Origin of the sequence: Labrenzia sp. THAF35 (assembly GCF_009363595.1) — a bacterium.
Classification (GTDB): Bacteria; Pseudomonadota; Alphaproteobacteria; order Rhizobiales; family Stappiaceae; genus Roseibium; species Roseibium algicola.
The window spans coordinates 1,076,640-1,100,000 of sequence record NZ_CP045380.1 but is presented as its reverse complement, the minus strand read 5'-3'; the positions used below and the strand labels follow the sequence as shown (position 1 = coordinate 1,100,000).

The 23,361-nt window shown below is 59.8% G+C and carries 19 protein-coding genes, 1 tRNA gene and 2 rRNA genes (1 of these 22 cut by a window edge); 13 read left to right on the top strand and 9 right to left on the bottom strand.

Features of this window, described 5'->3' with window-relative positions:
* From FIU93_RS05020 to FIU93_RS05010, 3 genes are all read left to right on the top strand, one after another.
* Positions 1 to 1,948: ribosomal RNA gene (locus FIU93_RS05020) — 23S ribosomal RNA — on the top strand; it begins 775 nt to the left of the window's first position.
* A 201-nt stretch (positions 1,949 to 2,149) separates the two neighbouring features.
* Positions 2,150 to 2,264: ribosomal RNA gene (rrf, locus tag FIU93_RS05015) — 5S ribosomal RNA — on the top strand.
* A gap of 249 nt (positions 2,265 to 2,513) precedes the next feature.
* Positions 2,514 to 2,590 (top strand) — tRNA-Met (locus FIU93_RS05010).
* Positions 2,591 to 2,806: 216 nt separating this feature from the next.
* Here the strand turns inward: FIU93_RS05010 and FIU93_RS05005 are convergent.
* The gene (locus FIU93_RS05005; RefSeq protein WP_152504984.1) at positions 2,807 to 4,147 is read right to left on the bottom strand and encodes an aspartate aminotransferase family protein; all 1,341 of its coding nucleotides are present in this window, start codon (positions 4,145 to 4,147) and stop codon (positions 2,807 to 2,809) included.
* Positions 4,148 to 4,263: 116 nt separating this feature from the next.
* On the opposite strand from FIU93_RS05005, the gene FIU93_RS05000 reads away from it, so the two are divergent.
* Positions 4,264 to 4,839: a cupin domain-containing protein gene (locus FIU93_RS05000; RefSeq protein ID WP_152504983.1), complete on the top strand. Its 576-nt coding sequence runs from the start codon at positions 4,264 to 4,266 to the stop codon at positions 4,837 to 4,839.
* 7 nt (positions 4,840 to 4,846) lie between these two features.
* On the opposite strand, the gene FIU93_RS04995 is transcribed toward FIU93_RS05000, so the two are convergent.
* Positions 4,847 to 5,716 (bottom strand): MurR/RpiR family transcriptional regulator, encoded by an 870-nt coding sequence (locus tag FIU93_RS04995; protein ID WP_152504982.1) that lies wholly within the window; start codon positions 5,714 to 5,716, stop codon positions 4,847 to 4,849.
* Between the two features lie 115 nt (positions 5,717 to 5,831).
* On the opposite strand from FIU93_RS04995, the gene FIU93_RS04990 reads away from it, so the two are divergent.
* From FIU93_RS04990 to FIU93_RS04970, 5 genes are all read left to right on the top strand, one after another.
* The gene (locus FIU93_RS04990; protein ID WP_152504981.1) at positions 5,832 to 6,878 is read left to right on the top strand and encodes a spermidine/putrescine ABC transporter substrate-binding protein; all 1,047 of its coding nucleotides are present in this window, start codon (positions 5,832 to 5,834) and stop codon (positions 6,876 to 6,878) included.
* A 79-nt stretch (positions 6,879 to 6,957) separates the two neighbouring features.
* Positions 6,958 to 8,076 carry an ABC transporter ATP-binding protein gene (locus FIU93_RS04985; protein WP_152504980.1) on the top strand — a complete coding sequence of 373 codons (1,119 nt, stop codon included), beginning with the start codon at positions 6,958 to 6,960 and terminating at the stop codon, positions 8,074 to 8,076.
* A complete protein-coding gene (locus FIU93_RS04980) occupies positions 8,073 to 9,008 on the top strand; it encodes an ABC transporter permease (protein WP_152504979.1) in 936 nt (311 codons plus the stop codon). Before FIU93_RS04985 ends, FIU93_RS04980 begins: the two co-directional genes overlap by 4 nt.
* The gene (locus FIU93_RS04975; protein ID WP_062491194.1) at positions 9,005 to 9,835 is read left to right on the top strand and encodes an ABC transporter permease; all 831 of its coding nucleotides are present in this window, start codon (positions 9,005 to 9,007) and stop codon (positions 9,833 to 9,835) included. The genes FIU93_RS04980 and FIU93_RS04975 overlap by 4 nt, the downstream gene beginning before the upstream one ends.
* A 44-nt stretch (positions 9,836 to 9,879) precedes the next feature.
* Positions 9,880 to 10,944, top strand: coding sequence for a P1 family peptidase (locus tag FIU93_RS04970; protein WP_286202406.1), 1,065 nt, complete (start codon positions 9,880 to 9,882; stop codon positions 10,942 to 10,944).
* Between the two features lie 52 nt (positions 10,945 to 10,996).
* Here the strand turns inward: FIU93_RS04970 and FIU93_RS04965 are convergent, their stop codons facing one another.
* From FIU93_RS04965 to FIU93_RS04935, 7 genes are read right to left on the bottom strand one after another with little or no spacing between them, the layout of a single operon-like run.
* Positions 10,997 to 12,784 carry a gamma-glutamyltransferase family protein gene (locus FIU93_RS04965; RefSeq protein WP_152504977.1) on the bottom strand — a complete coding sequence of 596 codons (1,788 nt, stop codon included), beginning with the start codon at positions 12,782 to 12,784 and terminating at the stop codon, positions 10,997 to 10,999.
* A 29-nt stretch (positions 12,785 to 12,813) separates the two neighbouring features.
* The gene (locus FIU93_RS04960; RefSeq protein WP_051990046.1) at positions 12,814 to 13,683 is read right to left on the bottom strand and encodes an ABC transporter permease; all 870 of its coding nucleotides are present in this window, start codon (positions 13,681 to 13,683) and stop codon (positions 12,814 to 12,816) included.
* A gap of 5 nt (positions 13,684 to 13,688) precedes the next feature.
* Positions 13,689 to 14,636, bottom strand: coding sequence for an ABC transporter permease (locus FIU93_RS04955; protein WP_075284666.1), 948 nt, complete (start codon positions 14,634 to 14,636; stop codon positions 13,689 to 13,691).
* Between the two features lie 59 nt (positions 14,637 to 14,695).
* Positions 14,696 to 16,201 (bottom strand): ABC transporter substrate-binding protein, encoded by a 1,506-nt coding sequence (locus FIU93_RS04950; protein ID WP_022999323.1) that lies wholly within the window; start codon positions 16,199 to 16,201, stop codon positions 14,696 to 14,698.
* 28 nt (positions 16,202 to 16,229) lie between these two features.
* On the bottom strand, positions 16,230 to 17,330 hold the full coding sequence (locus tag FIU93_RS04945) for a dipeptide ABC transporter ATP-binding protein (RefSeq protein ID WP_152504976.1): 1,101 nt from the start codon (positions 17,328 to 17,330) through the stop codon (positions 16,230 to 16,232).
* The gene (locus FIU93_RS04940) at positions 17,327 to 18,322 is read right to left on the bottom strand and encodes an ABC transporter ATP-binding protein (RefSeq protein ID WP_022999321.1); all 996 of its coding nucleotides are present in this window, start codon (positions 18,320 to 18,322) and stop codon (positions 17,327 to 17,329) included. Before FIU93_RS04940 ends, FIU93_RS04945 begins: the two co-directional genes overlap by 4 nt.
* Positions 18,312 to 19,028 (bottom strand): FCD domain-containing protein, encoded by a 717-nt coding sequence (locus tag FIU93_RS04935; RefSeq protein ID WP_022999320.1) that lies wholly within the window; start codon positions 19,026 to 19,028, stop codon positions 18,312 to 18,314. Before FIU93_RS04935 ends, FIU93_RS04940 begins: the two co-directional genes overlap by 11 nt.
* Positions 19,029 to 19,710: 682 nt before the next feature.
* Here FIU93_RS04935 and FIU93_RS04930 point away from each other — a divergent pair.
* From FIU93_RS04930 to FIU93_RS04915, 4 genes are read left to right on the top strand one after another with little or no spacing between them, the layout of a single operon-like run.
* Positions 19,711 to 20,925, top strand: coding sequence for a transporter substrate-binding domain-containing protein (locus tag FIU93_RS04930; RefSeq protein ID WP_152504975.1), 1,215 nt, complete (start codon positions 19,711 to 19,713; stop codon positions 20,923 to 20,925).
* Positions 20,922 to 21,524, top strand: coding sequence for an ANTAR domain-containing protein (locus FIU93_RS04925; RefSeq protein ID WP_022999317.1), 603 nt, complete (start codon positions 20,922 to 20,924; stop codon positions 21,522 to 21,524). The genes FIU93_RS04930 and FIU93_RS04925 overlap by 4 nt, the downstream gene beginning before the upstream one ends.
* A 4-nt stretch (positions 21,525 to 21,528) precedes the next feature.
* Positions 21,529 to 22,416, top strand: coding sequence for an ABC transporter permease (locus tag FIU93_RS04920; protein WP_088665254.1), 888 nt, complete (start codon positions 21,529 to 21,531; stop codon positions 22,414 to 22,416).
* 2 nt (positions 22,417 to 22,418) lie between these two features.
* On the top strand, positions 22,419 to 23,339 hold the full coding sequence (locus tag FIU93_RS04915) for an ABC transporter permease (protein WP_022999315.1): 921 nt from the start codon (positions 22,419 to 22,421) through the stop codon (positions 23,337 to 23,339).
* Positions 23,340 to 23,361 lie beyond the last annotated feature (22 nt).

Below are 23,361 nucleotides of genomic sequence, written 5' to 3'. Positions count from 1 at the left end.
TTCTCCGCGAAATCTATTTAGGTAGAGCGTCGGATGAATACTCTCGGGGGTAGAGCACTGGATGGGCTATGGGGGCTTACCGCCTTACTGATCCTAACCAAACTCCGAATACCGAGAAGTACTATCCGGCAGACACACAGTGGGTGCTAACGTCCATTGTGGAGAGGGAAACAACCCTGACCGCCAGTTAAGGTCCCTAAGTTATGGCTAAGTGGGAAAGGATGTAGAACTCCCAAAACAACCAGGATGTTGGCTTAGAAGCAGCCATCATTTAAAGAAAGCGTAACAGCTCACTGGTCTAAATAAGGGGTTCCGCGCCGAAAATGTACCGGGGCTCAAGCCATACACCGAAACTGCGGGTGCATCTTATGATGCGCGGTAGCGGAGCGTTCTGTAAGTCTGCGAAGGGGGACCCGTGAGGGCTCCTGGAGATATCAGAAGTGCGAATGCTGACATGAGTAACGATAAAGCGGGTGAGAGACCCGCTCGCCGAAAGTCCAAGGGTTCCTGCGCAACGCTAATCGGCGCAGGGTTAGCCGGCCCCTAAGGCGAGGCCGAAAGGCGTAGTCGATGGGAATGCAGTTAATATTCTGCAGCTTGGTGGTAGTGACGGATGCCGTGTGTTGTATCTCCTTATTGGATTGGGGGTGCAGCGAAGGTGTTCCAGGAAATAGCTCCACCGTATAAACCGTACCCGAAACCGACACAGGTGGACTGGTAGAGAATACCAAGGCGCTTGAGAGAACTATGCTGAAGGAACTCGGCAAAATGCTCCCGTAAGTTCGCGAGAAGGGAGACCTCACGACGGGCAACCGTTGTGGGGTGGCACAGACCAGGGGGTGGCGACTGTTTATCAAAAACACAGGGCTCTGCGAAGCCGTAAGGCGACGTATAGGGTCTGACGCCTGCCCGGTGCTGGAAGGTTAAGAGGAGGTGTGCAAGCACCGAATTGAAGCCCCAGTAAACGGCGGCCGTAACTATAACGGTCCTAAGGTAGCGAAATTCCTTGTCGGGTAAGTTCCGACCTGCACGAATGGCGTAACGACTTCCCCGCTGTCTCCAGCATAGACTCAGTGAAATTGAATTCCCCGTGAAGATGCGGGGTTCCTGCGGTCAGACGGAAAGACCCCGTGCACCTTTACTACAGCTTCACACTGGTATTCGTCACGACATGTGTAGGATAGGTGGTAGACGTTGAAGCAGGAGCGCCAGCTCTTGTGGAGTCACCCTTGAAATACCACCCTTGTCGTCATGGATATCTAACCGCGGTACAACAATATCCGGGACCGTGTGTGGCGGGTAGTTTGACTGGGGCGGTCGCCTCCCAAATGGTAACGGAGGCGCGCGAAGGTGGGCTCAGAGCGGTCGGAAATCGCTCGTTGAGTGCAATGGCATAAGCCTGCCTGACTGCGAGACTGACAAGTCGAGCAGAGTCGAAAGACGGCCATAGTGATCCGGTGGTCCCTCGTGGAAGGGCCATCGCTCAACGGATAAAAGGTACGCCGGGGATAACAGGCTGATGATGCCCAAGAGTCCATATCGACGGCATTGTTTGGCACCTCGATGTCGACTCATCACATCCTGGGGCTGGAGCAGGTCCCAAGGGTTTGGCTGTTCGCCAATTAAAGTGGTACGTGAGTTGGGTTCAGAACGTCGCGAGACAGTTCGGTCCCTATCTGCCGTGGGTGTAGGAGAATTGAGAGGATCTGTCCCTAGTACGAGAGGACCGGGATGGACGTACCTCTGGTGGACCTGTTGTGGCGCCAGCCGCATTGCAGGGTAGCTATGTACGGAAGGGATAACCGCTGAAAGCATCTAAGCGGGAAACCCACCTCAAAACCAGTTCTCCCTGAAGAGCCGTGGAAGACCACCACGTCGATAGGAAGCGTGTGGAAGTGCGGCAACGCATGAAGCTTAGCTTTACTAATAGCTCGTTCGGCTTGATCCTCTCATTAGTCAATGTTCATCTTTTGGATGCGCCCCTGGCGCATCAAAAAGATCATTTTAAGTGCGCTACCGCCCTTCGGGCTGCTTGAGCGCGTTTGAAATGATCCATACGGCCAACGTCCTGGAACCTTCGTCCCAGGCGAGGCCGACCAAAACATCAAAAAAATATATAGACCAGTTCACGCAAATTGCGCTTCGCCGGCCTGGTGGCCCTAGCGGGGAGCCCCCACCCGATCCCATCCCGAACTCGGCCGTGAAACTCCCCAGCGCCAATGGTACTGCATCTTAAGGTGTGGGAGAGTAGGTCGCCGCCAGGCCTGCAAATCGCAATTTGAAACCTCTTCAACTTGTTTGCCGCTCGCGCGCGCACCGCCCTAAAGGGCTGCGCTCCGCGCGGGCGGCCTGACCGGCCGGCGGCCACTCGGCCTTGCCTCCGCTGCGCTCCGGATCTCTTATCCCATATCAGCGCAGTCTTCCGGTCAAACCGAAACATAAGGGTATCCCCAACAGGGACCAAACCCACTTGGACCAAACGCGCAGCGCGCCAAGGACAAACAAAAAAACAACGCGGGATGGAGCAGCCCGGTAGCTCGTCAGGCTCATAACCTGAAGGTCGCAGGTTCAAATCCTGCTCCCGCAACCAAATAAACAAAAGGCCGCCCAAAAGGGCGGCCTTTTTTGTTGGTAACGGATACAGATTTTAAACTGACCAGCGCCCCCACAAAAAGCGCTATGCCCGACGCCCAAGGCCAAAAAACGCTCAAAGCCACCTACCGAAACAAACACATAACCCCGGCAGATATCCTGACCGGGGTTTTTTTGTGCCATTATGACAGGGGCTGGGATAAAGACTGGAAACCTAGGCCGTTTCGGAGAGAACCTGTCCCAGCTTTTCCACCATCTCGTCAATCATGCCTTCTTCTACAATCAATGGAGGCGAAAGAGCGATGATGTCGCCAGTCACGCGGATCAGCAAACCCGCCTCGAAGCATTTGACGAAAACCTCATAAGCACGTTTTCCGGGTGCGTCCTTGCGGGAGTTGAGTTCAATGCCGGCAATGACGCCAACAGTGCGGATGTCCCTGACGTGTTTGGCGCTCTTGAGCGTATGGATACGGTCTTCCCAGGCGTCGGAAATCTCCGAGCCACGGGTCAGAAGCTTATGTTTTTCGTAGATATCGAGCGCGGCAAGGCCGGCGGCGCAGGCAACCGGGTGGCCGGAATAGGTATAGCCGTGGAAGAGTTCGATTGTATCGGACGGACCGCCCATGAAGGCTTCATAGATCGCGTCTTGCGCGAAGACCGCTCCCATCGGAATGACGCCGTTGGTAAGACCCTTGGCAGTGGTAAAAAGATCCGGTTTCACGCCGAAGAAATCGGATGCGAAAGGGGTGCCAAGGCGTCCGAAACCGGTGATGACCTCATCGAATATCAACAGGATACCGTGACGGTCGCAGATCGCACGCAGTCGTTCCAGATATCCCTTGGGCGGGATCAGGACACCGGTGGAACCGGCGACCGGTTCGACGATAACGGCCGCGATTGTCTCTGCACCATGTAGCGCAACGATCCGTTCCAGGTCGTCGGCTAGATGTGCGCCCCACTCCGGCTGGCCTTTGCTGAAGCTGTTGTGTTCGGGAGCATGGGTGTGCGGCAAGTGATCGACACCGGTCAGGAGCGAACCGAAATGGCGGCGATTGTTGACGATACCGCCAACGGAAATGCCGCCGAAGCCCACACCGTGATAGCCGCGTTCCCGCCCGATCAACCGGGTTCGGGAAGCGTCCCCCCTGGCGCGGTGATAGGCGAGCGCCATCTTCAATGCTGTGTCGACGGATTCAGACCCGGAACCGGTAAAGAAGACGTGGTAGAAGCCCTCCGGCGCAACCGACTTCAGACGTTCTGCAAATTCGAAGGCAATCGGATGGCCCATCTGGAAGGAGGGCGCGTAGTCCAGTTCGGACAGCTGCCGGGCGACCGCATTGGTGATCTCTTCATAACCGTGTCCGGCATTGCAGCACCAGAGGCCCGCAGTGCCGTCGAGAATGCTGCGGCCGTCGTCGCTGCGGTAATGCATGCCCTTGGCCGAGACCAGCATGCGTGGAGACTGCTTGAACTGACGGTTCGCGGTAAACGGCATCCAGTAAGCGTCAAGCGGCTGGTTGGATCGAATATCTGTGTTGTTGTTGACGATGTTCATGTGCGCCTCCTCGGTCGGTCGCACTAGAAAGCACTGATTTTGACAAGCCGAATAGTCTGTTTCTTACAGACATCAAGGCATTGAAAAGACGCATTTTGAATGAGAAACTGTTTAGGATGATAAACACACTAAACACCAATGACTTCTCACGCGACGTCGGATTGCGCCTGCGGGCGATCCGGGAAGCGCATGGCTATTCACAGCGGGAATTGGCCAAACGGGCCGGTGTCACCAACGGTTTCATTTCCCAGCTGGAAGCGGCCAAGATCAACACCTCCCTGAGCGCATTGAAGCGCGTTCTGGACGGTATACCGATCGGTCTTTCGGAGTTTTTCGCCTATGAGCCGGAGCGGCAGGAGCAGGTGTTTTTCGGCGCCGATGAGCTGACCGAAATCGGCAAGGGCAACATTTCCTACAGGCAAGTCGGCAACAGCCTCTTCGGCCACGAGCTGCAGATGCTTTACGAAGTTTATGAAGCGGGTGCGGATACAGGGCGGGTCATGCTCAGCCACGAGGGCGAAGAAGCTGGTATCGTCATTGAGGGACGGCTTGAAGTTACCGTCGGCGAGCAGAGAAAGGTCCTCGGACCGGGAGATGCCTACCTCTTCAAGAGCTCGATCCCACACAGGTTCAAGGCACTGCGAAACAGTCGCTGTGTCGTTGTCAGCGCCTGTACGCCGCCGACGTTCTGACCCTACGCTAGAACAGTCCGAGCTTCTTCGAATTCGCCTTCCATTGCACCAGACGGTGGCTCGAAGTCGTCTCGTTGGCCCTGGCTGCAATGTCGACCATCAGGCTGAGCGCGGCAACGATCCCGATTGTCGATTCCAGGAAGAGGCCCGTTCTGGAAGGCGCATAGACGGCGGCATCGGCGATCTCCCTACTCCAGTGGCAATATTCGTCCGAAACCACAATCACTGATCGGCCCTGGCTCTTTGCAAGCCGGGCGAGCTTCAGCGATTCCGATGCATAGGGCACGACGTCCACCAGGATAAGGCATGTTGTGGCGGCCGTTTCCGGACCGTGATCAAGCCACTCGCCCAGCATGCCGTCATGGGCGGACAGGAAATGGACATTCTTTCGCGCGAGCGCCATCCGGCGGGCGAAATCCTCCACCGTTCCCCGGATCGACTGAAATCCCGTGGCGTAAATCGTCCCGGAAGTCGAAACCAGTCGGCTGACCTCTTCCCAATTATCGCCTTGCGTCTGGTTGAAGACGTTGGTCAGTCCCTGGACCTCGGCTTCCAGCGTCTCGACGAACCGCAAAGGGATGTCCCCGTCGGTGACGAAGGAGGCCGTGGTGACCGAATAATGTTCGCGCAGAAGCTGCTTCAGCCCTTTCATGCCGTCGCAGCCGAGCCGGCGCAGCAACCTTCCGACAGTGACCTCTGAAACCCCCGCCTTTTCCGCGAGAGATTTTCCGGTTTCCAGCCCGAGAGATGAAATATTCAGGCTGACAAACTGCGCAAGCCGGGCCTCCTGCTTGGGGAGTTTGGGTGTTTCATCCTGCAAGCGTTTGATGAATTCATCGAATTTCGCCTGAGGGAAGGAGGAGAAGCCGGCTTCCATTTCAGCTCCCAAAATGACAGAAAAATAACATTTGACAGAAATGTCATAATTCAATCTCCTTTTGGACGCAAGCCCGTTCACCTCCCAGAAACGTGGCAGCAAACCAGAGGGTTCCATGACTAACAACACGCTGAAGAGAGTTGCCAAGGCAACACTTGGCGCAGCGGCACTGGTGGCTGTTGCCAGTGCTGCGCAGGCCGAGGAAGAACTGAATCTCTACAACTGGGGCGACTACATAAATCCGCAGGTTCTGACCAGATTTACCGAGGAGACAGGGATCAAGGTCAACCTGGACACCTATGGCTCCAACGAGGAAATGCTTGCGAAGATCCAGGCCGGCGCCACCGGTTACGATATCGTGTTCCCGTCGGTCCATATGCACGACATCATGTTCCAGCTTGGTTTGCTGGAAAAGACCGGCATCGGCAGCGATCCGGCTTTCAAGAACATCGACCCGCAGTTCATCCGCGCGAAGACAGATCCGGACGCGGAATATTGTCTGCCGTATGCCTGGGGCACTGTCGGCATCGCCTACAACAAGCAGAAAGTGGCCGAAATGACCGGATGGAAGGATTTCTTCGCCCTGGCTGACAAGGGCGAGAAGATCATCCTTCTCGACGATCTGCGCGAGACCATCGGCATCGGTCACATCATGAACGGCACGTCGGTCAATTCCACTGATGAAGCCGAGATCGAGGCCGCGGCAGATTACATTCTGGAGCGCAAGAAGAACGTCACCGCCTTTACCTACGACAGCATTCCGCTGGTCCAGTCTGGCGATGTGGCGGCGGCACACTGGTATGTCGGCGCGAACATTTTCGTGCAGCAGGCTCCGGATGTGCTCGCCTACGTCATCCCGGAGGAAGGCGCGACCATGTACCAGGAGGATATCTGCGTCCTGGCCAGCGCACCGAACAAGGACAACGCAAAGAAGTTCCTGCAATTCTATCTTCAGCCGGAAATTTCCGCGCTGAACGTACAGCAGCAGCTGAATGGCACCCCGAACCTGCCGGCCCGGGAGCTCCTGCCGCCGGAAATTGCCAACAACGAAAGCATCTACCCGCCTCAGGACGTGATGGAAAAGCTGCAGATCTTCGTGGACCTCGGCCGCGACCTTCAGCTTTACAACAGTGAATGGACGCGCATCAAAACGGCACAATGAGTGCGGATGCGGACGACCGTCACATTCAGACTGCGCGGCCACGGGCCGCGCATGTCGCCTGACGTTCCGAGGGGGTAGAATGCAAGGAATTTTGAGGATCGAAAGCGCCTCCAAGAGCTTTCAGGCTCCGGAAGGTGGCGTCATCCGGGCACTGGACAACGTGTCCCTGACGGTGGCTCATAACGAGTTTCTGACGCTGCTTGGCCCGTCGGGCTGCGGCAAGACCACCTTGCTGAGGGCGGTCAGCGGGTTTGAGGATCTCGACGGTGGCGAGATCTACATAGACGGCCAACCGGTCTCGGATCAGCCGGCACACAAACGACCGGTCAACACCGTCTTTCAAAGATATGCGCTGTTCCCGCACCTGTCGGTGCAACGGAACGTTGCCTACAGCCTCGAGGTTAGAGGCGTCGCGAAAGCAGAAATCAGACAGCGTGTCGGCAGCATGCTTGAGCTTGTCGGCCTTGCCGGAATGGGCGCGCGCAAGATCGGCCAGCTTTCCGGTGGGCAGCAACAGCGAGTGGCCCTTGCCCGTTCGCTTGTGGCGCGACCAAAAATTCTTCTGCTGGATGAACCCCTGTCGGCACTCGACAAGAACCTGCGCCACAAGATGCAGCAGGAGCTGAAGACCCTGCAGCACGAACTTGGCATCTCGTTCATCTTCGTCACCCACGATCAGGAAGAAGCGCTGGTTATGTCGGACCGGATCGCGGTGCTGAACGGCGGCAACATCCAGCAACTGGATGCGCCTGAAGAGCTCTACCGACGTCCGGCGAACGAATTCGTTGCCCGCTTCATCGGCGAAAGCAACCTTCTGGACGCGACAGTGGTTTCGGTTGCCGGTACGCGTTGCGACGTCGTTCTGACCGATGGTACCGTCATACGCGATTGTCCGGTAAACGGCCTGAAGCGGGGCGATCCGGCAAAGGTGTTGATCCGGCCGGAAAACCTTCTGGCGGACCTGGGGCAAAGCGGTTCTGGCGAGCGGGCGGGACACGAAATCTCGGGCACGGTCAGCGAGAGCTTTTTCGCCGGAACCGATTACCGTCTTGTCCTTTCTTGCCAGGGGCTGCCGCCGGTCAGGGCATCGCTTCGGGCGGGACCTGGCACGTCGCATCACACCATCGGCGAACGGACCTCGCTGTTCGTGCCGCATGATGCCGTGCACCTCATTCCGGGAAATGGAGTTCCGGCATGAGCAGGGGGCACAACACACTGGAAAACAGGCGAAAGCTGACGCTGTTTGGCCTCTTGCTGCCACCGTCCGTCTTTCTCGCGGTCTTCTTCCTCGGGCCGCTCGCCATCATGATCGTCTATTCCTGGCTCACACCGGGTCTTTATGGCGGCGTCGAATGGAAATTCTTTCACCTGAACTACGGCCGCATACTGGGCTGGGCCGACACCAAGTACGAGCGCTTCGACCCGGTTTATATCGAGATCTTTCTGCGGTCGGTGAAACTGGCGGCAACCACTGTTTTGCTCAGCCTCATCCTCTGTTACCCGGTCGCTTTCTGGGTGTCGCGGATGTCGGACAGGATGAAAAACCTGGTCATCTTCCTGATCACGCTGCCTTTCTTCATCAGCCTGATCGTGCGTCTGTTCGCATGGGTCCTGATCCTGAGGCCAACCGGTTTCTTCAACCAGGCGCTGATGGGCCTCGGACTGATCGATCAGCCGCTGGAAATCATCTTCACAGGCACGGCGGTTGTCATCGGCATGGTCTATGTGTTCGTGCCGTTCATGTTCCTGCCGCTCTATGCCAGCATCGAAAAGCTGGACCACAGCCTGATTGAAGCCTCGCAGGACCTGGGTGCCAACCGACTTCAGACGTTCTTTCGCGTGATCCTGCCAATGACCCTACCGGGCATCGTCGGTGGCTCGATCATCGTCTTCATCCCGAGCCTCGGCAATTTCATTATCCCCTCGCTGCTGGGCGGGGCAAAGGTGGTCATGATCGGCAATCTGATCGAGCAGCAATTCCTGTCGGCGCGCAACTGGCCCTTCGGAGCGGCGCTCGGAATGATGGTCATGGCCGCCGTGCTGGTCCTGCTTCTTTACTACATCCGCATTGTTACCCGTGAAGAGCGGCGCTCCGGCGGATCGAAGGTGGCAGAGGAGGTTGCGGCATGAGGCGCAAGATTTCCTGGCGAAACCTGTTCCTGTCGGTCTACGGATGGCTGTTTCTGGTCTTCATCTACGTGCCGATCCTGTTGATCACGGTGTTCTCGTTCAACTCCAACCCGGTCAACATGATGATCTGGCAGGGGTTTACCTTCGACTGGTACCGCACGATCTTCGGCTTCCCGACGGAGCTGAACGAGCTGACGCTTTATGTGGAATCAACCGATCAGCTCTATAACGCGGTCCTGAACAGCCTGACGGTAGCCCTTGTCACGACGACGGTGTCGACGGTGCTCGGAACGTCGGTTGCGCTGGCGGTCGCCCGCTTCAGGTTCCGCCTCAAGAATTTCTACCGGGCCCTTCTGTTCATGCCGATGATCATGCCCGACATCATCCTCGGCATCGCACTGTTGATCTTCTTCGTGTCCTTCGGCTTCGGTCTTGGCCTGCACACGATCATCATCGGCCACTGCACGTTCCTCAGCAGTTACGTGTTCATCGTGGTCAGCGCCCGCATCGCGGATATGGACGACAGCCTGGAAGAGGCATCGGCGGATCTGGGGGCCGATGGCTGGACAACATTCCGGCGGGTGACCCTGCCGTTGATCGCACCGGGTGTCATCGGCGGTGCGATGCTCGCCTTCATCATCTCGATGGATGATCTGGTGATCACCTATTTCATCTCCGGCGTCGATTCCACGACCCTGCCTGTTCACATCTACGGGATGTTGCGCAGGGGCATCAAACCGGAAATCAATGCAATTGCCACGGTCATGCTGGTGTTTTCGTTCATCATCGCATCCGTTGGCCTCTACATGCGGTCCCGCAAGAAATGACGCAGAAACATAACTCCAAACGTGCTCGCGACCTGGGACTTCCCATGCCGGGCACTCCGGGTCCGCAAAACGCGATTACCGATGTCGAAGGTGTGCTTGTCGGCTATGAAACGCTTTCCTCAAGGCTGACACCTGCGCTCGCGAGCAACGGCCTTCCCGTGCAGACAGGCGTCACGGCAATCCTGCCCAGGGGGCGGACATCGACACCGCGTCCGGTGTGGGCAGGGCTGCATGCGCTCAACGGCAATGGTGAAATGACCGGCAGTCACTGGGTCAAGGACGCGGGCTATTTCACCGGCCCGATCCTGATCACCAATACGCACAGCGTAGGCGCTGCGCACGAGGCCGCCGTACGCTGGATGGTCGATACCTATCGCGATGCCTGGGAGAACAACCACCTTTGGGCGATGCCGGTTGTCGCGGAAACATATGACGGTGTCCTGAACGACATCAATGGCCTGCATGTGCGGCCGGAGCACGCGGCAAAAGCCCTCGAAAACGCGACGTCCAATCCACCTTCCGAAGGCAATGTCGGTGGTGGTGCCGGCATGATCTGCTACGAGTTCAAGGGAGGAACGGGCACCGCCTCACGGCGTATCGAGGCAGGTGGCAAGCCCCACACGGTCGGGGTTCTTGTGCAGGCGAACCACGGTCTTCGGCCATGGTTCAAGGTGCTGGGACAGCCCGTCGGGGAAAAGATGATGGAAGACCGGTTGCCTGGCTTCAAGGCGGAGCGTGGCTCGATCATCGTGATCATCGCAACGGATCTGCCGCTGCTGCCTTCCCAGCTCGACCGTCTGGCCCGCCGCGCGACCATCGGCATTGGCCGGGGCGGAACGCCGGGCGGCAACAGCTCCGGCGACATTTTCCTTGCTTTCAGCACGGCCAATGAAATGGATCTGCCGCAGCTCAGCGGGCCGTGGAAATCCATGGTGTCGCTGAACGACGATCTGCTCGATCCCGTCTACATGGCTGCGGTGGAGGCAATCGAGGAAGCTGTCCTCAACGCCATGCTGGCGGCCGAAGACACGCCAACCGCAAGGCCGGCAGGTGCGGTTTGCCGGGCGATTGACGCCGAAGCCCTCAAGGAGCTCTTCGCACAGGGTTGAAAGCCCCACCGGTGCCGATAGGTGCAAGGCATCAGCGGGGCTATGGTGCCGTCTATCGGCCGATCGCGTAGGCCTGCATCAGGCGCGGGGTCGCCGCTGCCTTCAGGACGCCGTCTGCGCTGCGCTTGGCGGCGGTCAGCCGGCCGATGGTCCAGTTGCCGGAAACCTCTACCGAATGCCCGCGGGCCCGCAGCAGATTGATTGTCTCGGAGCTGAAATTGCCTTCCGCCATCACGTGCCCCGGCTGGCGCTGGCGCGGGTGGAACGACGTCGGGAAATGGGTCGTGTGGAACAGCGGCAGATCGATGGCTTCCTGCAGGTTGAGGCCGTGATGCACCAGCCGCAGGAACAGGGAAAGCTGCCACTGGTCCTGCTGGTCGCCGCCTGGTGTGCCAAACACCATCGCCGGCCGCCCTTCATGGAAGGCCAGGCTCGGGGTCAGCGTGGTGCGCGGGCGTTTGCCGGGCGCCAGGCTGGTCGGCAAGCCGTCTTCCAGCCAGAACATCTGCGCGCGGGAATTCAGGCAGAAGCCGAGCGGGGGAATGATCGGAGAGGATTGCAGCCAGCCGCCGGACGGGGTCGCGGCAACCATGTTGCCCCAGCGGTCGATAATGTCGAGATGAACCGTGTCGCCCCGCCGCTCTGAAAGATGCGCCATCGTCGGTTCGTAAAGACCCGTGTTGGCAATGCCTGCGCGCTCGATCACGGCCATGTTGGCAGCGACCTGATCCTCAAAACCCGGCAGAACGCCGGGGCGCAGGTCGAAGGACGCGGTGTCGGAAATCAGTTTGCGCCGCGCATCGTTGTAGTCGTCCGACAGCAGCGTGCTCATCGGAACGTCAACAAAGGCCGGATCGCCGTAATAGACCTCGCGGTCTGCATAGGCGAGCTTCATGGCTTCGGTCACATGGTGGACAAAGTCGGCACCAGCCGGGTCCATTGCGCCGATGTCGAAGCCTTTCAGAAGCGCCAGCGCCTGCAGCAGCACAGGCCCCTGTCCCCATGGGCCGGTCTTGGCAACGGTCCAGTCGTGATAGTCGCTCAGGAGCGGATCTTCGTAAGTCGCGCTCCAGTTTGCCAGATCGTCGGCGGTCAGCACACCCTTGTGCTTGGCGCCCGAGCCGTCCATCACCTCGGCGGTTTCCAGGAAGGCCGCTATCTCCTCGGCAATGAAGCCGCGGTAGAAGCAGTCCCGTGCCGCGTCGATCTGCTTCTCGCGGCCGGATTGGCTTTCCGCTTCGCTCAAGAGCCGGGTCCAGGTCTGGGCCAGAACCGGGTTCTTGAACATCTCGCCAGCTTCCGGAACGTTTCCGCCAGGCACCCAGGTCTCGAAGGACGTCGGCCATTCTGTCTGGAAGAAGTCCTTCAGTCCGCCGATGGTCGCCGCTGCACCCGGCAACATGGGCTGGCCGTTTTCAGCATAATAGATCGCAGGCTCCAGCACATCGCGCAGGCTCAACGTGCCGTGGTCGCGCAGCATCAGCATCCAGCCGTCGAAGGCACCCGGAATGACGGTCGACAGCAGGCCGTTGCCCGGAATGAGATCCAGCCCTTCCGCCTTGTAATGATCGATGGTGGCTCCCGCCGGGGCAGGTCCCTGGCCGCAAACGACCTTGGTTTCGCCGGTTCCGGCCTTGTGGAAGATCACCGGCAAATCGCCGGCCGGGCCGTTCAGATGCGGCTCCAGAACCTGCAGCACAAGCCCGGTCGCAACGGCGGCGTCAAAGGCATTGCCGCCTTTTTCCAGGATGCTCATGCCGACGGCGCTTGCGATCCAGTGGGTGGAAGTGACGACACCGAAGGTGCCGGTGATTTCGGGGCGGGTGGTAAAAGTCGGCATGAGTTACTCTTTGGGTTTTAAAAAACGGGTCAGCTTTCGCGCGGGTCGAGAGCGTCGCGCAGGCCATCGCCAAGCAGGTTGAAACCGAGAACGACCAGGAAGATCGCCGCGCCCGGCCACCAGGCCATCCAGGGCGCCTGGGTCATGAAGTTCTTGGCAACGTTCAGCATGGAACCCCAGCTCGGTGCGGGCGGTTGCTGGCCGAGGCCGAGGAAGGAAAGGCTCGCTTCGGCAATGATCGCGGTGGCGACTGTCAGGGTCGCCTGAACCAGAACCGGAGCAAACACGTTGGGCAGGATGTAGCGGGACATGATCGCGAAATGGCTGAGCCCGATGGCCCGTGCCCCTTCGACATAGTCTTCCGTCTTGACCGACAGCACCTGGCCGCGCGTCAGGCGCACGAAGATCGGCATGGCCGACAGGCCGATGGCGATCATGGCGTTGCTGAGGCTCGGCCCCAGGAACGCGGCAAGCGCAATCGCCAGAATGAGAAAGGGCGTTGCCAGAAGCGCATCGGTGACCCGTGAGATTGCCTGGTCGATCCAGCCGCCGAAATAGCCCGACAAAAGTCCGAATGGGACACCGATCAGGACAGCGATCAGCACGGACACGACGCCCGCCATCAGTGAGGCCTGTGCCCCCCAGATCATGCGCGAGAGAATGTCCCGGCCGATCTCGTCTGTGCCGAGCCAGTGGGCGGCGGATGGCGCCTTGCGCACGGCGCTCCAGCTGGTTGCGGCCGGGTCCGCAATGGGCAGCAGCGGCGCGGCAACCGCTATGCCGATGAAAAAGGCGACGATGATGAAACCGAACAGCGCGCTCTTGTTCGCCTTCAGCTTTTTCCAGGCGCGGCTTTCGAGGCGGATGGTTTCCTCGGCCGGATCTGTGGCGGTGGTCACGGCGCTCACAGGCTGCTCCTCATGCGCGGGTTGAGAAGGAAGTAGAGAACATCGGCAATCAGGTTCATCAGGATGAAGCCGGCAGCCGTGCACATGACGATCCCCTGGACGACGGCATAATCGCGAGTGAAGACCGCATCGACGATCAGCTTGCCGAAGCCCGGAATGGTGAAGATCTGTTCCGTAAGCACCGCTCCTGCCAGCAATTCGCCAAAGAGCAGGGCACTCAGGGTGACGATGGGCAGAAGCGCGTTGCGGAACGCGTGTTTCAGGATGACCACATTCTCTCGAAGACCTTTGGCACGGGCGGTGCGGACGTAGTCGGCCTTCAGGACACCCAGCATGGCCGACCGGGTGTGCCGCATCAACGTGGCCGCCAGTGCCGTGCCCAGAACGAAGGCTGGCATGATCATGGTCTGGAGTGATTTCAGCGGATCGACGAAGGGCGATTCATAGCCGGAGGCCGGCAGCCAGCCCAGGTGAACGGAAACCAGCATGATCAGCATGATGCCGAGCCAGAAATTCGGGATGGAAAGGCCGGACAGCGCCACGAAATTGGCGATGTAGTCCACGGCGGTTCCCTTGCGCACCGCGGACAGGATGCCGGCCGGAATGCCTATGGCAAAGGCGATGACCATCGCCATCACCGCGAGCTGGATCGTGACCGGCAGCTTGTCGGCAATAAGCTGCGTCACCGGCTGGTTGGTCCGCAGCGAAATGCCGAGATCGCCCTGCAGCATGGCCTTCATCCAGGAAAAATACTGGTAGAGGATCGGGTCGTTGAGCCGGTATTTCTCGCGGATGAACGCCAGCACTTCAGGATCGCGTTCTTCGCCGGCAAGCACGAGCGCCGGGTCGCCAGGCAGCAGTTTCTGCAGCACGAACACGAAGACCGAGACCAGAATGAGCGTCGGGATGGCGATGAGCAGCCGGCGTACGATGTAGGACAGCATTCAGGCAAAATCCGTTTGGAACGGGACCCTGCAAGAGCCGGGTCCCGTCATGCGTCTGGTTATTTGAACTTGACGTTCTCGAGGCGGATCATGCCGTCAGGATAGGCGGTGAAGCCTTCCAGCTTGCCGGACAGGGCCCAGATCCAGGTCGGGTGGTAGAGATAGACGATCGGCAATTCGTTGATCAGGATATCCCGTGCCGCGTCATACTTGGCCTTGCGCGTGGCGGTGTCATTGCTCTGCCGCGCCTCGTCCAGCAGCTTGTCGACTTCCGGAATGCAGACCTTGGAATCGTTGATCCCGCCCTTGCAGGTCATGAACTGGTGGATGTTGCCATCCGGATCGACACGACCCGACCAGCCCACCTGGCTTGCCTGGTAGTTGCCCGCGGACTGGTCCGCCAGCAGGCTGGCGAATTCCATCGACTTCAGTTTGACGTTGAAACCGGCTTCCGCCGCCATCGACTGAACAACCTGCATCATTTGCGTCTGCACGGGGTTGTTGGCTACCTGCACCTCGACGTCGAGGCTGTCATAACCGGCTTCCTTCAGCAGGGCCTTTGCCTTTTCGACATCCCGTGCCGGAACCGGATAGTCCTTGTCGTACCAGGGGCTGGTCGGCGGGAACGGCTGGTTGCCGGGTGCAAAGGCGCCTTCGAAGACAACCTGGTTGATCGCGTCACGGTCGAGCGAAAGGCTGAAGGCCTGGCGGATCTTCGGGTCGTTGCCGAACGGGTTGTCACCCTTCTCGCCGTTGTTGAGGTTCACCGTGATGCCCTGGTAGCCAAGGCTGACGGCTTCCGCGAAGCCGAGGTTGGCATCGCCCTTAACCGAGGCGACGTCGGTTGCAGCAAGGCGTTCCAGCATGTCGATATCGCCGGAGCGCAGGTTGGCGAGACGCACGGTTGTATCGGGGATCGGCAGGAAAGTGACGGTGTCGAAGTTGATGGCATCCTTGTTCCAGTAGCCGTCGAACTTGGACAGAACAATGCGGTCCTGCTGGACGCGTTCAACGAACTTGAACGGGCCGGAACAGACCGGGTTGTTGCCGAAGTCGGCGCCGGCGGCTTCTGCGGCGGTCGGGGAAACCATCATGCCGGCGCGGTCGGCGAACTGGGCCAGCAGCGTTGCATCCGGCGAGGCGAGGCTGATCTTGACTTGCAGCGGGCCGGAAACTTCCACGCCCTCGATGGACTTGACTTCACTCTTGCGGCGGCTTTCCGGAAGGGTCTTCGAGCGCTCGATGTTGGCCTTCACCGCTTCCGCGTCAAAAGGCGTGCCGTCGTGGAAGGTCACGCCTTCGCGCAGGTCCATGGTCAGAACCTTGCCGTCGTCGGACCAGGTCCAGCCGGTGGCCAGCTGCGGGATGATTTCCAGATCCGGGGTGATGTCCACCAGCTTGTCGCACAGCGAGGTGTAGACGATACGGCCGACAAAGGTCCGGGACTGATCGGGATCCAGCACATCGGCATCGTCCTGCAGGCCGATACGAAGATCGGCGGCTTGGGCGGCCGTGGCCAGGGTCGTTGCGCTGAGCAGCAGCGCGGCAAGGAAATCCTTACGCATGTTTGTACTCCTCTCGGAAGGGCTCGATTTATGGTCTTGCGGCCGTCGTCGGCTCTTTTTGTTGACTTCGGGTCCGGAACAGCGCGAAGCGCTTTTCCGCATTGGGGCTCCTTGGCGGTTCCTGAACCGGGGGCTGGGCATCGTCTGCAATCTTTTCCCAGTGGTGACAGGCGACGGTCCGGTCACCGACAACATTGGCGGGCACCGGTTTCTCCCGGCTGCAAAGGTCGGTCGCGTGCGGACAACGCGGATGGAAACGGCAGCCTGAAGGCGGATCCAGCGGCGAGGGCACGTCGCCCAGGAGAGCGGCCTTCATCGACCGCCCATGGGGTGAGGCAATCGGGATCGCGCGCATCAGGGCCTGGGTGTAGGGATGCAAGGGCTTGTCGAAGAGCGCGTCGTTCGGCGCCAACTCGACGATTTCGCCCAGGTACATGACAGCCACCCGGTCGCTCATGTGGCGGATAACCGCCAGATCGTGGGCAATCAGGATCAGCGTCAGGTCGAATTCCGACTTCAGGTCTTCCAGAAGATTGATGACCTGGGCCTGCACCGAAACATCCAGTGCCGAGACGGGTTCATCACCGACGATCACCTTGGGACCGCTGGCAAGCGCCCGGGCAATGCCGATGCGCTGGCGCTGACCGCCGGAGAACTCGTGCGGATATCGGTTGGCAAAGGCTGGACGCAAACCGACCTTGTTCAGAAGCTCGGCGACCTTCTGCCGCCTTTCGGTGCGGGTCAGCGCTGTGTGAACCTTCATCGGTTCCTCGATCAGCGCGCCGACGGTCATGCGCGGATTGAGAGAGGAAAACGGGTCCTGGAACACGAACTGCAGGTCTTTCCGCAACCGGCGCATTTCCTGTTCGGACAGGGCGGAAATGTCGTTGCCGTCGTAAAGAACCGCACCGTCCGACGGTGTCAGCAGGCGGACGAGAAGACGTGCCAGCGTGGATTTTCCGCAGCCGCTTTCTCCAACGATGGAGAAGGTTTCTCCGCGTTTGATGGTCAGCGATACACCGTTGACGGCACTGACCGAGGTTGCCGGTTTGAAAAGGCTCTTGCGGCCGCCGAAACGCTTGGTGACGGCGCGCGTCTCGATGATCTTGTTCCGGGTTGGCAGGCTCATCCGGCAGCCTCCGCAAATGCGCTTTCCAAGGGGGCGTAATGGCAGGCGGCCCGGTGAGATGGGCCAAGTTCGACAAGTGCCGGCGTTGTTTCGCAACCGGTTCCGGCAAAGGGGCAGCGCGGTGTGAACCGGCACCCGGACGGCATGTTGTCGATGGCAGGCACCATGCCGCCAATGGTTGCCAGCCTGCCGGACCGGGGCCCGACCGACGGCACGGAGCTCATCAGGCCGATGGTGTAGGGGTGCTGCGGATCGTCGAAAATTGCGGCGACCGGGCCTTCCTCCACCGCGCGCCCCGCGTACATCACACAGACGCGGTCGGCGATTTCGGCGACGACGCCCAGATCATGCGTGATCATGATCAGCGCCGTACCGCTCTCCTTCTGCAGGTCTTCGATCAGGTCGATGATCTGAGCCTGGATGGTTACGTCCAGCGCGGTGGTCGGCTCGTCGGCGATCAGCAGAACCGGGTCGTTGGCAAGTGCCATGGCAATCATGACGCGCTGACGCATACCGCCGGAAAGCTCATGCGGGTAATCGTCCAGCCGGCTGGAAGCGGCCGGAATCTTGACCCGCTCCAGCATTTCCAGTGCCCTTGCGCGGGCCTGCACACGGTTCACCGGGCGATGCCGCAGCACGATTTCCGATATCTGGTCGCCAATCCTGTAAGACGGATTGAGCGAGGTCATCGGCTCCTGGAAGATCATGGAAATACGGTCGCCGCGCAGGTCGGCGAGCGCGCGCTCTGGCAGGGCCAGAAGGTCCTGCCCCGCGAAAGTTGCCGTGCCGGACATGACCCTGGCAACACCCCGGGGCAGCAGGCCCATCAGCGACAAGGCGGTTACCGACTTGCCACAGCCGCTTTCTCCGACGATGCACAGGGTTTCGCCCGGACGGACTGCAAAGGACAGACCATCGACGATGTTTGCCGGGGCACCCTTGAAACGGAGCGAGAGGTCCTGAACCTCAAGAACGGGGGCCTCAGTCGGCATTTGCCGCCTCGCTTGCACTCTGGAAAAGGAGACGCTCCTGCAGCGCCAGCAGGTGGGCGCGCATGGTCTTTTCCGCGGCGATTGGGTCCCGGTTGGCAATGGCCGCGATGATGTCGACATGCTGCGCCCGGTACAGCGTCAGGGCATCGTCGGTTCTCAACGCTTCGCGCACATGGCGCCAGGCGGTGTCCTGCCGGACCCGGTCCACAACGTCGAAAAGTGCCAGGAACAACGTGTTGCGTGCTGCCCGTGCAATGGCCCGGTGCAGGGCGCTGTCCCAGAGTTCGCGGCTGTCCATGTCCTCGGCCTTGCCGACGCGGTCCGCAAGGTCGCTCATGGCGGCAATATCGGAAGGCGCGGCGCGCAGCGCGGCCAGCCGGGCCAGCACCGGCTCGATCTGCAACCGGACTTCCATGACCTCTAGCATGTTGGAGTTTTCGTGCAGCGACAGGATCTGCTTTTCCGGCTGTGCAGGTTCGCTGCCGATGAAGGTTCCCGCTCCCTGCCTGCGCCAGATCTTGCCTTCGGTTTCAAGTACTTCCAGCGCCCGGCGTACGGCCCTGCGGCCGACACCGATGGTTTCGGACAATTCACGCTCGGTGGGAAGCTGTTCCTCGCCCTCAGCCGTGAGCTGGTCCACGATGATCCGAAGTCGTTCCAAGGCCATGCTGGAGTTGCGCTGCGAAGGTTTGTCGGTGCCGCTCATGCCATACCAATTCGAACCAATTTGAATTGGTCGCATTATTGGCGCGATATTTTTAGCTGTGCAAGTAGTGCATTTTGCCAAGATGTGCCCGATGCGGGTTTCGGACCAGGCTTGAGAGTTCAGGAATTTAAAGGCAAGGCTTCAGTCAGTCATTGTGTAAGCATCTGTAGAATATGAAGAAAAACCTCAATAAGGCCTGAAGGGGACACCTTTGCGAAAAGGCTTTGCGAGGTGCTTGCCTGAAATTTGTGCTGGGGAACAAATTTTAATCGGTTCCGCTATTTTCGTCAGGTTATCTCCTGAGGCGAAATTTTGTATTGCATCCCCTTCCTCATGAGGTTGATTGTTGCTCAGTTCGGGAGGAAATTTGTCATTCTTTTCAAGAAAAAGAGTGCTTTTTGATGCTCTGGCTCGCGGTTGGCGAAACTCCTGAAATTGGTTCATAGGAAGCCGTTTGTCGCCGTCGTCATTTGTGGCGAAATTTTATGCGTGGCTGATCTTTGAGCTTTGCGGCGATTGACAAGATTTTTTTCTTCGGCGATCCTGATATCGAAATAGCGGCAATCGTTCAGCCGCATGGCAATTGCGCCCCGATCTGTCGCAGGTGACCACCTGCGGGTCGGGGTTTTTTTATGTTCAGCCCCCGCGGTTTGCATCGTTCGGCTGAAGGGCAGGGTAATACATGGCCTTTGGTGAAATACCTGTTGGCGTTCTGTTTTCGAAATCCGGTTCCTATGCCGCGATCGGGCAGGAAGGCTATTGGGGTGCCCGGATCGCCATCGATGAAATCAACGCTTCCGGCCTGTTCGATTTCCGTTTCCTGCGCGTGGATGGTGACCCGAAGGGCTCTGCCGAAAACTACGCCGTGGAAGCGGACAGGATGATGCGGGAGGCCGGCTGCCGGCACATCATCGGCACCCAGACCTCCTCCTCCCGCAAAGAAGTCTTGCCGGTGATGGAGCGTGGCCGCGGGCTGCTCTGGTACACCACGCCATATGAGGGCTTCGAAAGCCATGATCGTGTGGTCTACACAGGCGCTTGCCCGAACCAGGGCGTGGTTCCGCTTTTCCGCCACATCGTTCCGGAATCCGGCCGCCGCGCTTTCCTTCTCGGGTCCAACTACATCTGGGGCTGGGAAACCAACCGCATCGCCCGCGAACTTCTGGCCGGGTGTGACGGCGAAGTTCTGGGCGAGCGTTATGTCGCCATTGGCGACGAGAACATCGACCATCTGATCGTTGAAATCCGGGAAAAACGGCCGGACTTCATCTTCAACAACCTGATCGGCGAAAGCAGCTACGCCTTCCTGCGCGCCATGAAGAGGCTTGCGAAGGAAGATCCCGCCTTTGCGCCGAACCGCTGCCCGATCCTCAGTTGCAATCTGACGGAAGCCGAGCTGCCGATCCTGGGGGCTGCCGCCGAGGGTCTTGTGTCCACCTCGACATACTTCGAAACGCTGGACACGCCGGAAAACGAGGATTTCCTGAGCCGGCTGGAAGGCCTGCGCGGCCCGGATGCGTCGATTTCATCCATGTTTGTCGGCCCCTATGAGGCCGTCTGGCTGCTCGCCCGCGCTATCGAGGCGTGTGGTTCGGATGCACCGGATCATGTCCTGGCGGAATTGTGTCGCCGGCCGCACCGGACGCCGTTGCGAGACATCCGGATCGATCCGCAAACGCAGCACGCTTACCTGCAGCCGTTGATCGCGGTGGTGGAAACCACCGGGCCCGAGCGCGTCCGCTCCCGGTTCCGCATCATCGAAAAGACGTCCGGCCCATTGGCGCCGGATCCCTATCTGGTTCACTATGACCCGCTGGAAAGCAACGCCGGTTCATCTGGTGATACACCGGTACCGGACAACGGTAATACGCCGAGACTGAGGCTGGTGTCGTCATGAGCAGCCTGTTCCGCACCCCGAGTTTCCGCGGTTGGTCCGCGACTGTGCTGCACAAGCCGCATTCCGACAGGGATGCCGTCTGCCGGCAGCTCGACCGTCTCGGCATTGCGGTGTCGACCGCCTGGCCGGAACTTCCCGAGGAAGCAAGGCAAGCCGATCTTGTGATCTTCGACGCCGATGCCGGTCATGATGCCCAGTTCCCCTGGCCGGTTGAAGAACACCCAATGCCGATGATCGCGCTGATGGGCAGCGAGGCTCCCGGGCGGGTCGAATGGGCCATCCGGCGCGGTGCCATTGCCCATCTGAGCAAGCCCATCGCCTCCAGCGGTGTCTACGGCGCGCTCGTCGTTGCCACGCGAACCTTTGCCATGCGCCGCGCATCGGAGGAAAGGATCGCGAAACTGGAAGCCCGCCTTGCCTGTCGGCCTCAGGTGGCCGAAGCCATCCTGCTCCTGATGCAGCACCAGGGCAGCGACGCCGATACCGCCTACAAACTTCTTCAGGATATGGCGATGGCGAGCCGGCAAACCATGGAAGACGTTGCGCTTGATCTGCTGGCGCGTTCAGGAGGGCAGAATGCCGGCCGACGTGAAGCCTGAAGCGATGCCAGACACCGTGAAAACCGCCGCACCCGAGATACCGAAAGGCGTCTGGCGTCGTCTCCTGGAAAGGAAACTAGCCGTCTTTGCCCTGGCCCTGGTCGGTGTAATCGTCGGGGCCGCAGTCTTTGCTCCCTTTGTCGCGCCTTTCGACCCGGCGGAACAGTTCTTCGAAGGGCTGACCCTGGAGGGCGCACCCTTGCCTCCGGGCGAAACCTTCTGGCTGGGCACGGATCTGCTCGGGCGCGATCTCCTGTCACGTCTGATCTACGGCGCGCAGACGTCGCTCATCATCGGGGTTGTCGCCAACGGGATCGCCGTTGCAGTCGGTGCCTTTGTCGGCATCCTCGCCGGTTTTTTCCGTGGCTGGGTTGAAACGGTGCTGATGCGCTTCACCGACCTGATGATGGCCTTCCCGGCGCTGCTGCTTGCCATCACGCTGGCGGCCCTGTTCAGACCATCGCTCTGGATCGTTGCCATGGTGATCGCCATGGTCAACTGGGTGCAGATGGCGCGTGTCGTCTATACCGAAACCAGGTCGCTGTCGGAGCGCGAATTCATCCTGGCCGAACGGGCCATGGGCGCGGGCCTCTTCCGTATCCTGTTCCGCCACATCCTGCCGCATCTTCTGTCGACCATCGTCGTCTTCGGCACGCTGGGCATCTCGACGACAGTGCTGCTGGAGGCAACGCTCAGCTATCTCGGCATCGGCGTACAGCCGCCGACCCCTTCCTGGGGCAACATCATCTACGAAAACCAGACCTATTTCACCTCGGCGCCCTGGCTGGTGTTCTTCCCGGGGATCGCCATCATCGCGCTGGCGCTGGGCTTCAATCTTCTGGGCGACGCCCTGCGTGAGGTGCTCGATCCGACACAGAAGGGGAGGCACTGATCATGGGTGGTTATATTCTGCGCCGGGTGTTCCAGTCCGTACTGATCCTCATCGGCATCACCTTCCTGACCTTCGTCCTGCTCTATCTGATCCCGGCCGATCCGGCCCGCCAGATCGCAGGCCGCAGCGCCACCGCGCAGACGGTCGAGAACATTCGCGAGCAGCTTGGTCTGAACCTGCCGTTCTACCAGCAGTACTTCCGTTATCTGACCGGGCTGCTGCAGGGCGATCTCGGCCGCTCCTACCTGCAGAAGACGGAAGTGGGCGCGCTCATCTGGTCGCGTCTGCCGGCAACGCTCCTTCTCATGGTCGGCGCCATCGTCTGCGAACTGGCGATCGGACTTACCATGGGGCTCGTCGCAGCCCTGCGCCGGAACACGGCGACAGATACGAGCCTCATGGTCCTTTCCTTCGTCGGGGTTTCCTCGCCCCAGTTCGTGATCGGCATCCTGCTGCTCTACGTCTTTTCGGTGCAGCTCGGCTGGTTCCCCATCGGCGGTTACGGCACCTTCATGCACATGGTGCTGCCGTCGTTGACCCTCGGGTTCCTGGGCGCAGGCTGGTACTCGCGCATGATGCGCTCGTCCATGATCGACGTGCTGCGCCAGGACTTCATCCGCACGGCGCGCGCCAAAGGCCTGAAACGCTGGCAGGTCCTGTTCGGCCACGCCCTTCCCAATGCCTTGCTGCCGATCATCGCCATGATCGGGATCGATATCGGCCTCTTCATGAGCGGCATCGTGGTGGTTGAAAGCGTGTTCGGCTGGCCGGGCATCGGCCAGCTCGCCTGGCAGGCCATCCAGCGGGTCGACATTCCCATCATCATGGGCGTCACGCTCGTGTCCGCATTCGCGATCGTTGCCGGCAATTTCCTTGCCGACCTGATCGCTCCCCTGATTGATCCGAGGATCAAGCTGCGCTGACGCGCGGCAACCGCCGGAAAAC

Bases quoted from the DNA above. Each gene is read 5' to 3' on its own strand.
- FIU93_RS05005 (WP_152504984.1), bottom strand. From the start codon at position 4,147: ATGAACATCGTCAACAACAACACAGATATTCGATCCAACCAGCCGCTT.
- FIU93_RS05000 (WP_152504983.1), top strand. From the start codon at position 4,264: ATGATAAACACACTAAACACCAATGACTTCTCACGCGACGTCGGATTG.
- FIU93_RS04995 (WP_152504982.1), bottom strand. From the start codon at position 5,716: ATGGAAGCCGGCTTCTCCTCCTTCCCTCAGGCGAAATTCGATGAATTC.
- FIU93_RS04990 (WP_152504981.1), top strand. From the start codon at position 5,832: ATGACTAACAACACGCTGAAGAGAGTTGCCAAGGCAACACTTGGCGCA.
- FIU93_RS04985 (WP_152504980.1), top strand. From the start codon at position 6,958: ATGCAAGGAATTTTGAGGATCGAAAGCGCCTCCAAGAGCTTTCAGGCT.
- FIU93_RS04980 (WP_152504979.1), top strand. From the start codon at position 8,073: ATGAGCAGGGGGCACAACACACTGGAAAACAGGCGAAAGCTGACGCTG.
- FIU93_RS04975 (WP_062491194.1), top strand. From the start codon at position 9,005: ATGAGGCGCAAGATTTCCTGGCGAAACCTGTTCCTGTCGGTCTACGGA.
- FIU93_RS04970 (WP_286202406.1), top strand. From the start codon at position 9,880: ATGCCGGGCACTCCGGGTCCGCAAAACGCGATTACCGATGTCGAAGGT.
- FIU93_RS04965 (WP_152504977.1), bottom strand. From the start codon at position 12,784: ATGCCGACTTTTACCACCCGCCCCGAAATCACCGGCACCTTCGGTGTC.
- FIU93_RS04955 (WP_075284666.1), bottom strand. From the start codon at position 14,636: ATGCTGTCCTACATCGTACGCCGGCTGCTCATCGCCATCCCGACGCTC.
- FIU93_RS04950 (WP_022999323.1), bottom strand. From the start codon at position 16,201: ATGCGTAAGGATTTCCTTGCCGCGCTGCTGCTCAGCGCAACGACCCTG.
- FIU93_RS04945 (WP_152504976.1), bottom strand. From the start codon at position 17,330: ATGAGCCTGCCAACCCGGAACAAGATCATCGAGACGCGCGCCGTCACC.
- FIU93_RS04940 (WP_022999321.1), bottom strand. From the start codon at position 18,322: ATGCCGACTGAGGCCCCCGTTCTTGAGGTTCAGGACCTCTCGCTCCGT.
- FIU93_RS04935 (WP_022999320.1), bottom strand. From the start codon at position 19,028: ATGAGCGGCACCGACAAACCTTCGCAGCGCAACTCCAGCATGGCCTTG.
- FIU93_RS04930 (WP_152504975.1), top strand. From the start codon at position 19,711: ATGGCCTTTGGTGAAATACCTGTTGGCGTTCTGTTTTCGAAATCCGGT.
- FIU93_RS04925 (WP_022999317.1), top strand. From the start codon at position 20,922: ATGAGCAGCCTGTTCCGCACCCCGAGTTTCCGCGGTTGGTCCGCGACT.
- FIU93_RS04920 (WP_088665254.1), top strand. From the start codon at position 21,529: ATGCCAGACACCGTGAAAACCGCCGCACCCGAGATACCGAAAGGCGTC.
- FIU93_RS04915 (WP_022999315.1), top strand. From the start codon at position 22,419: ATGGGTGGTTATATTCTGCGCCGGGTGTTCCAGTCCGTACTGATCCTC.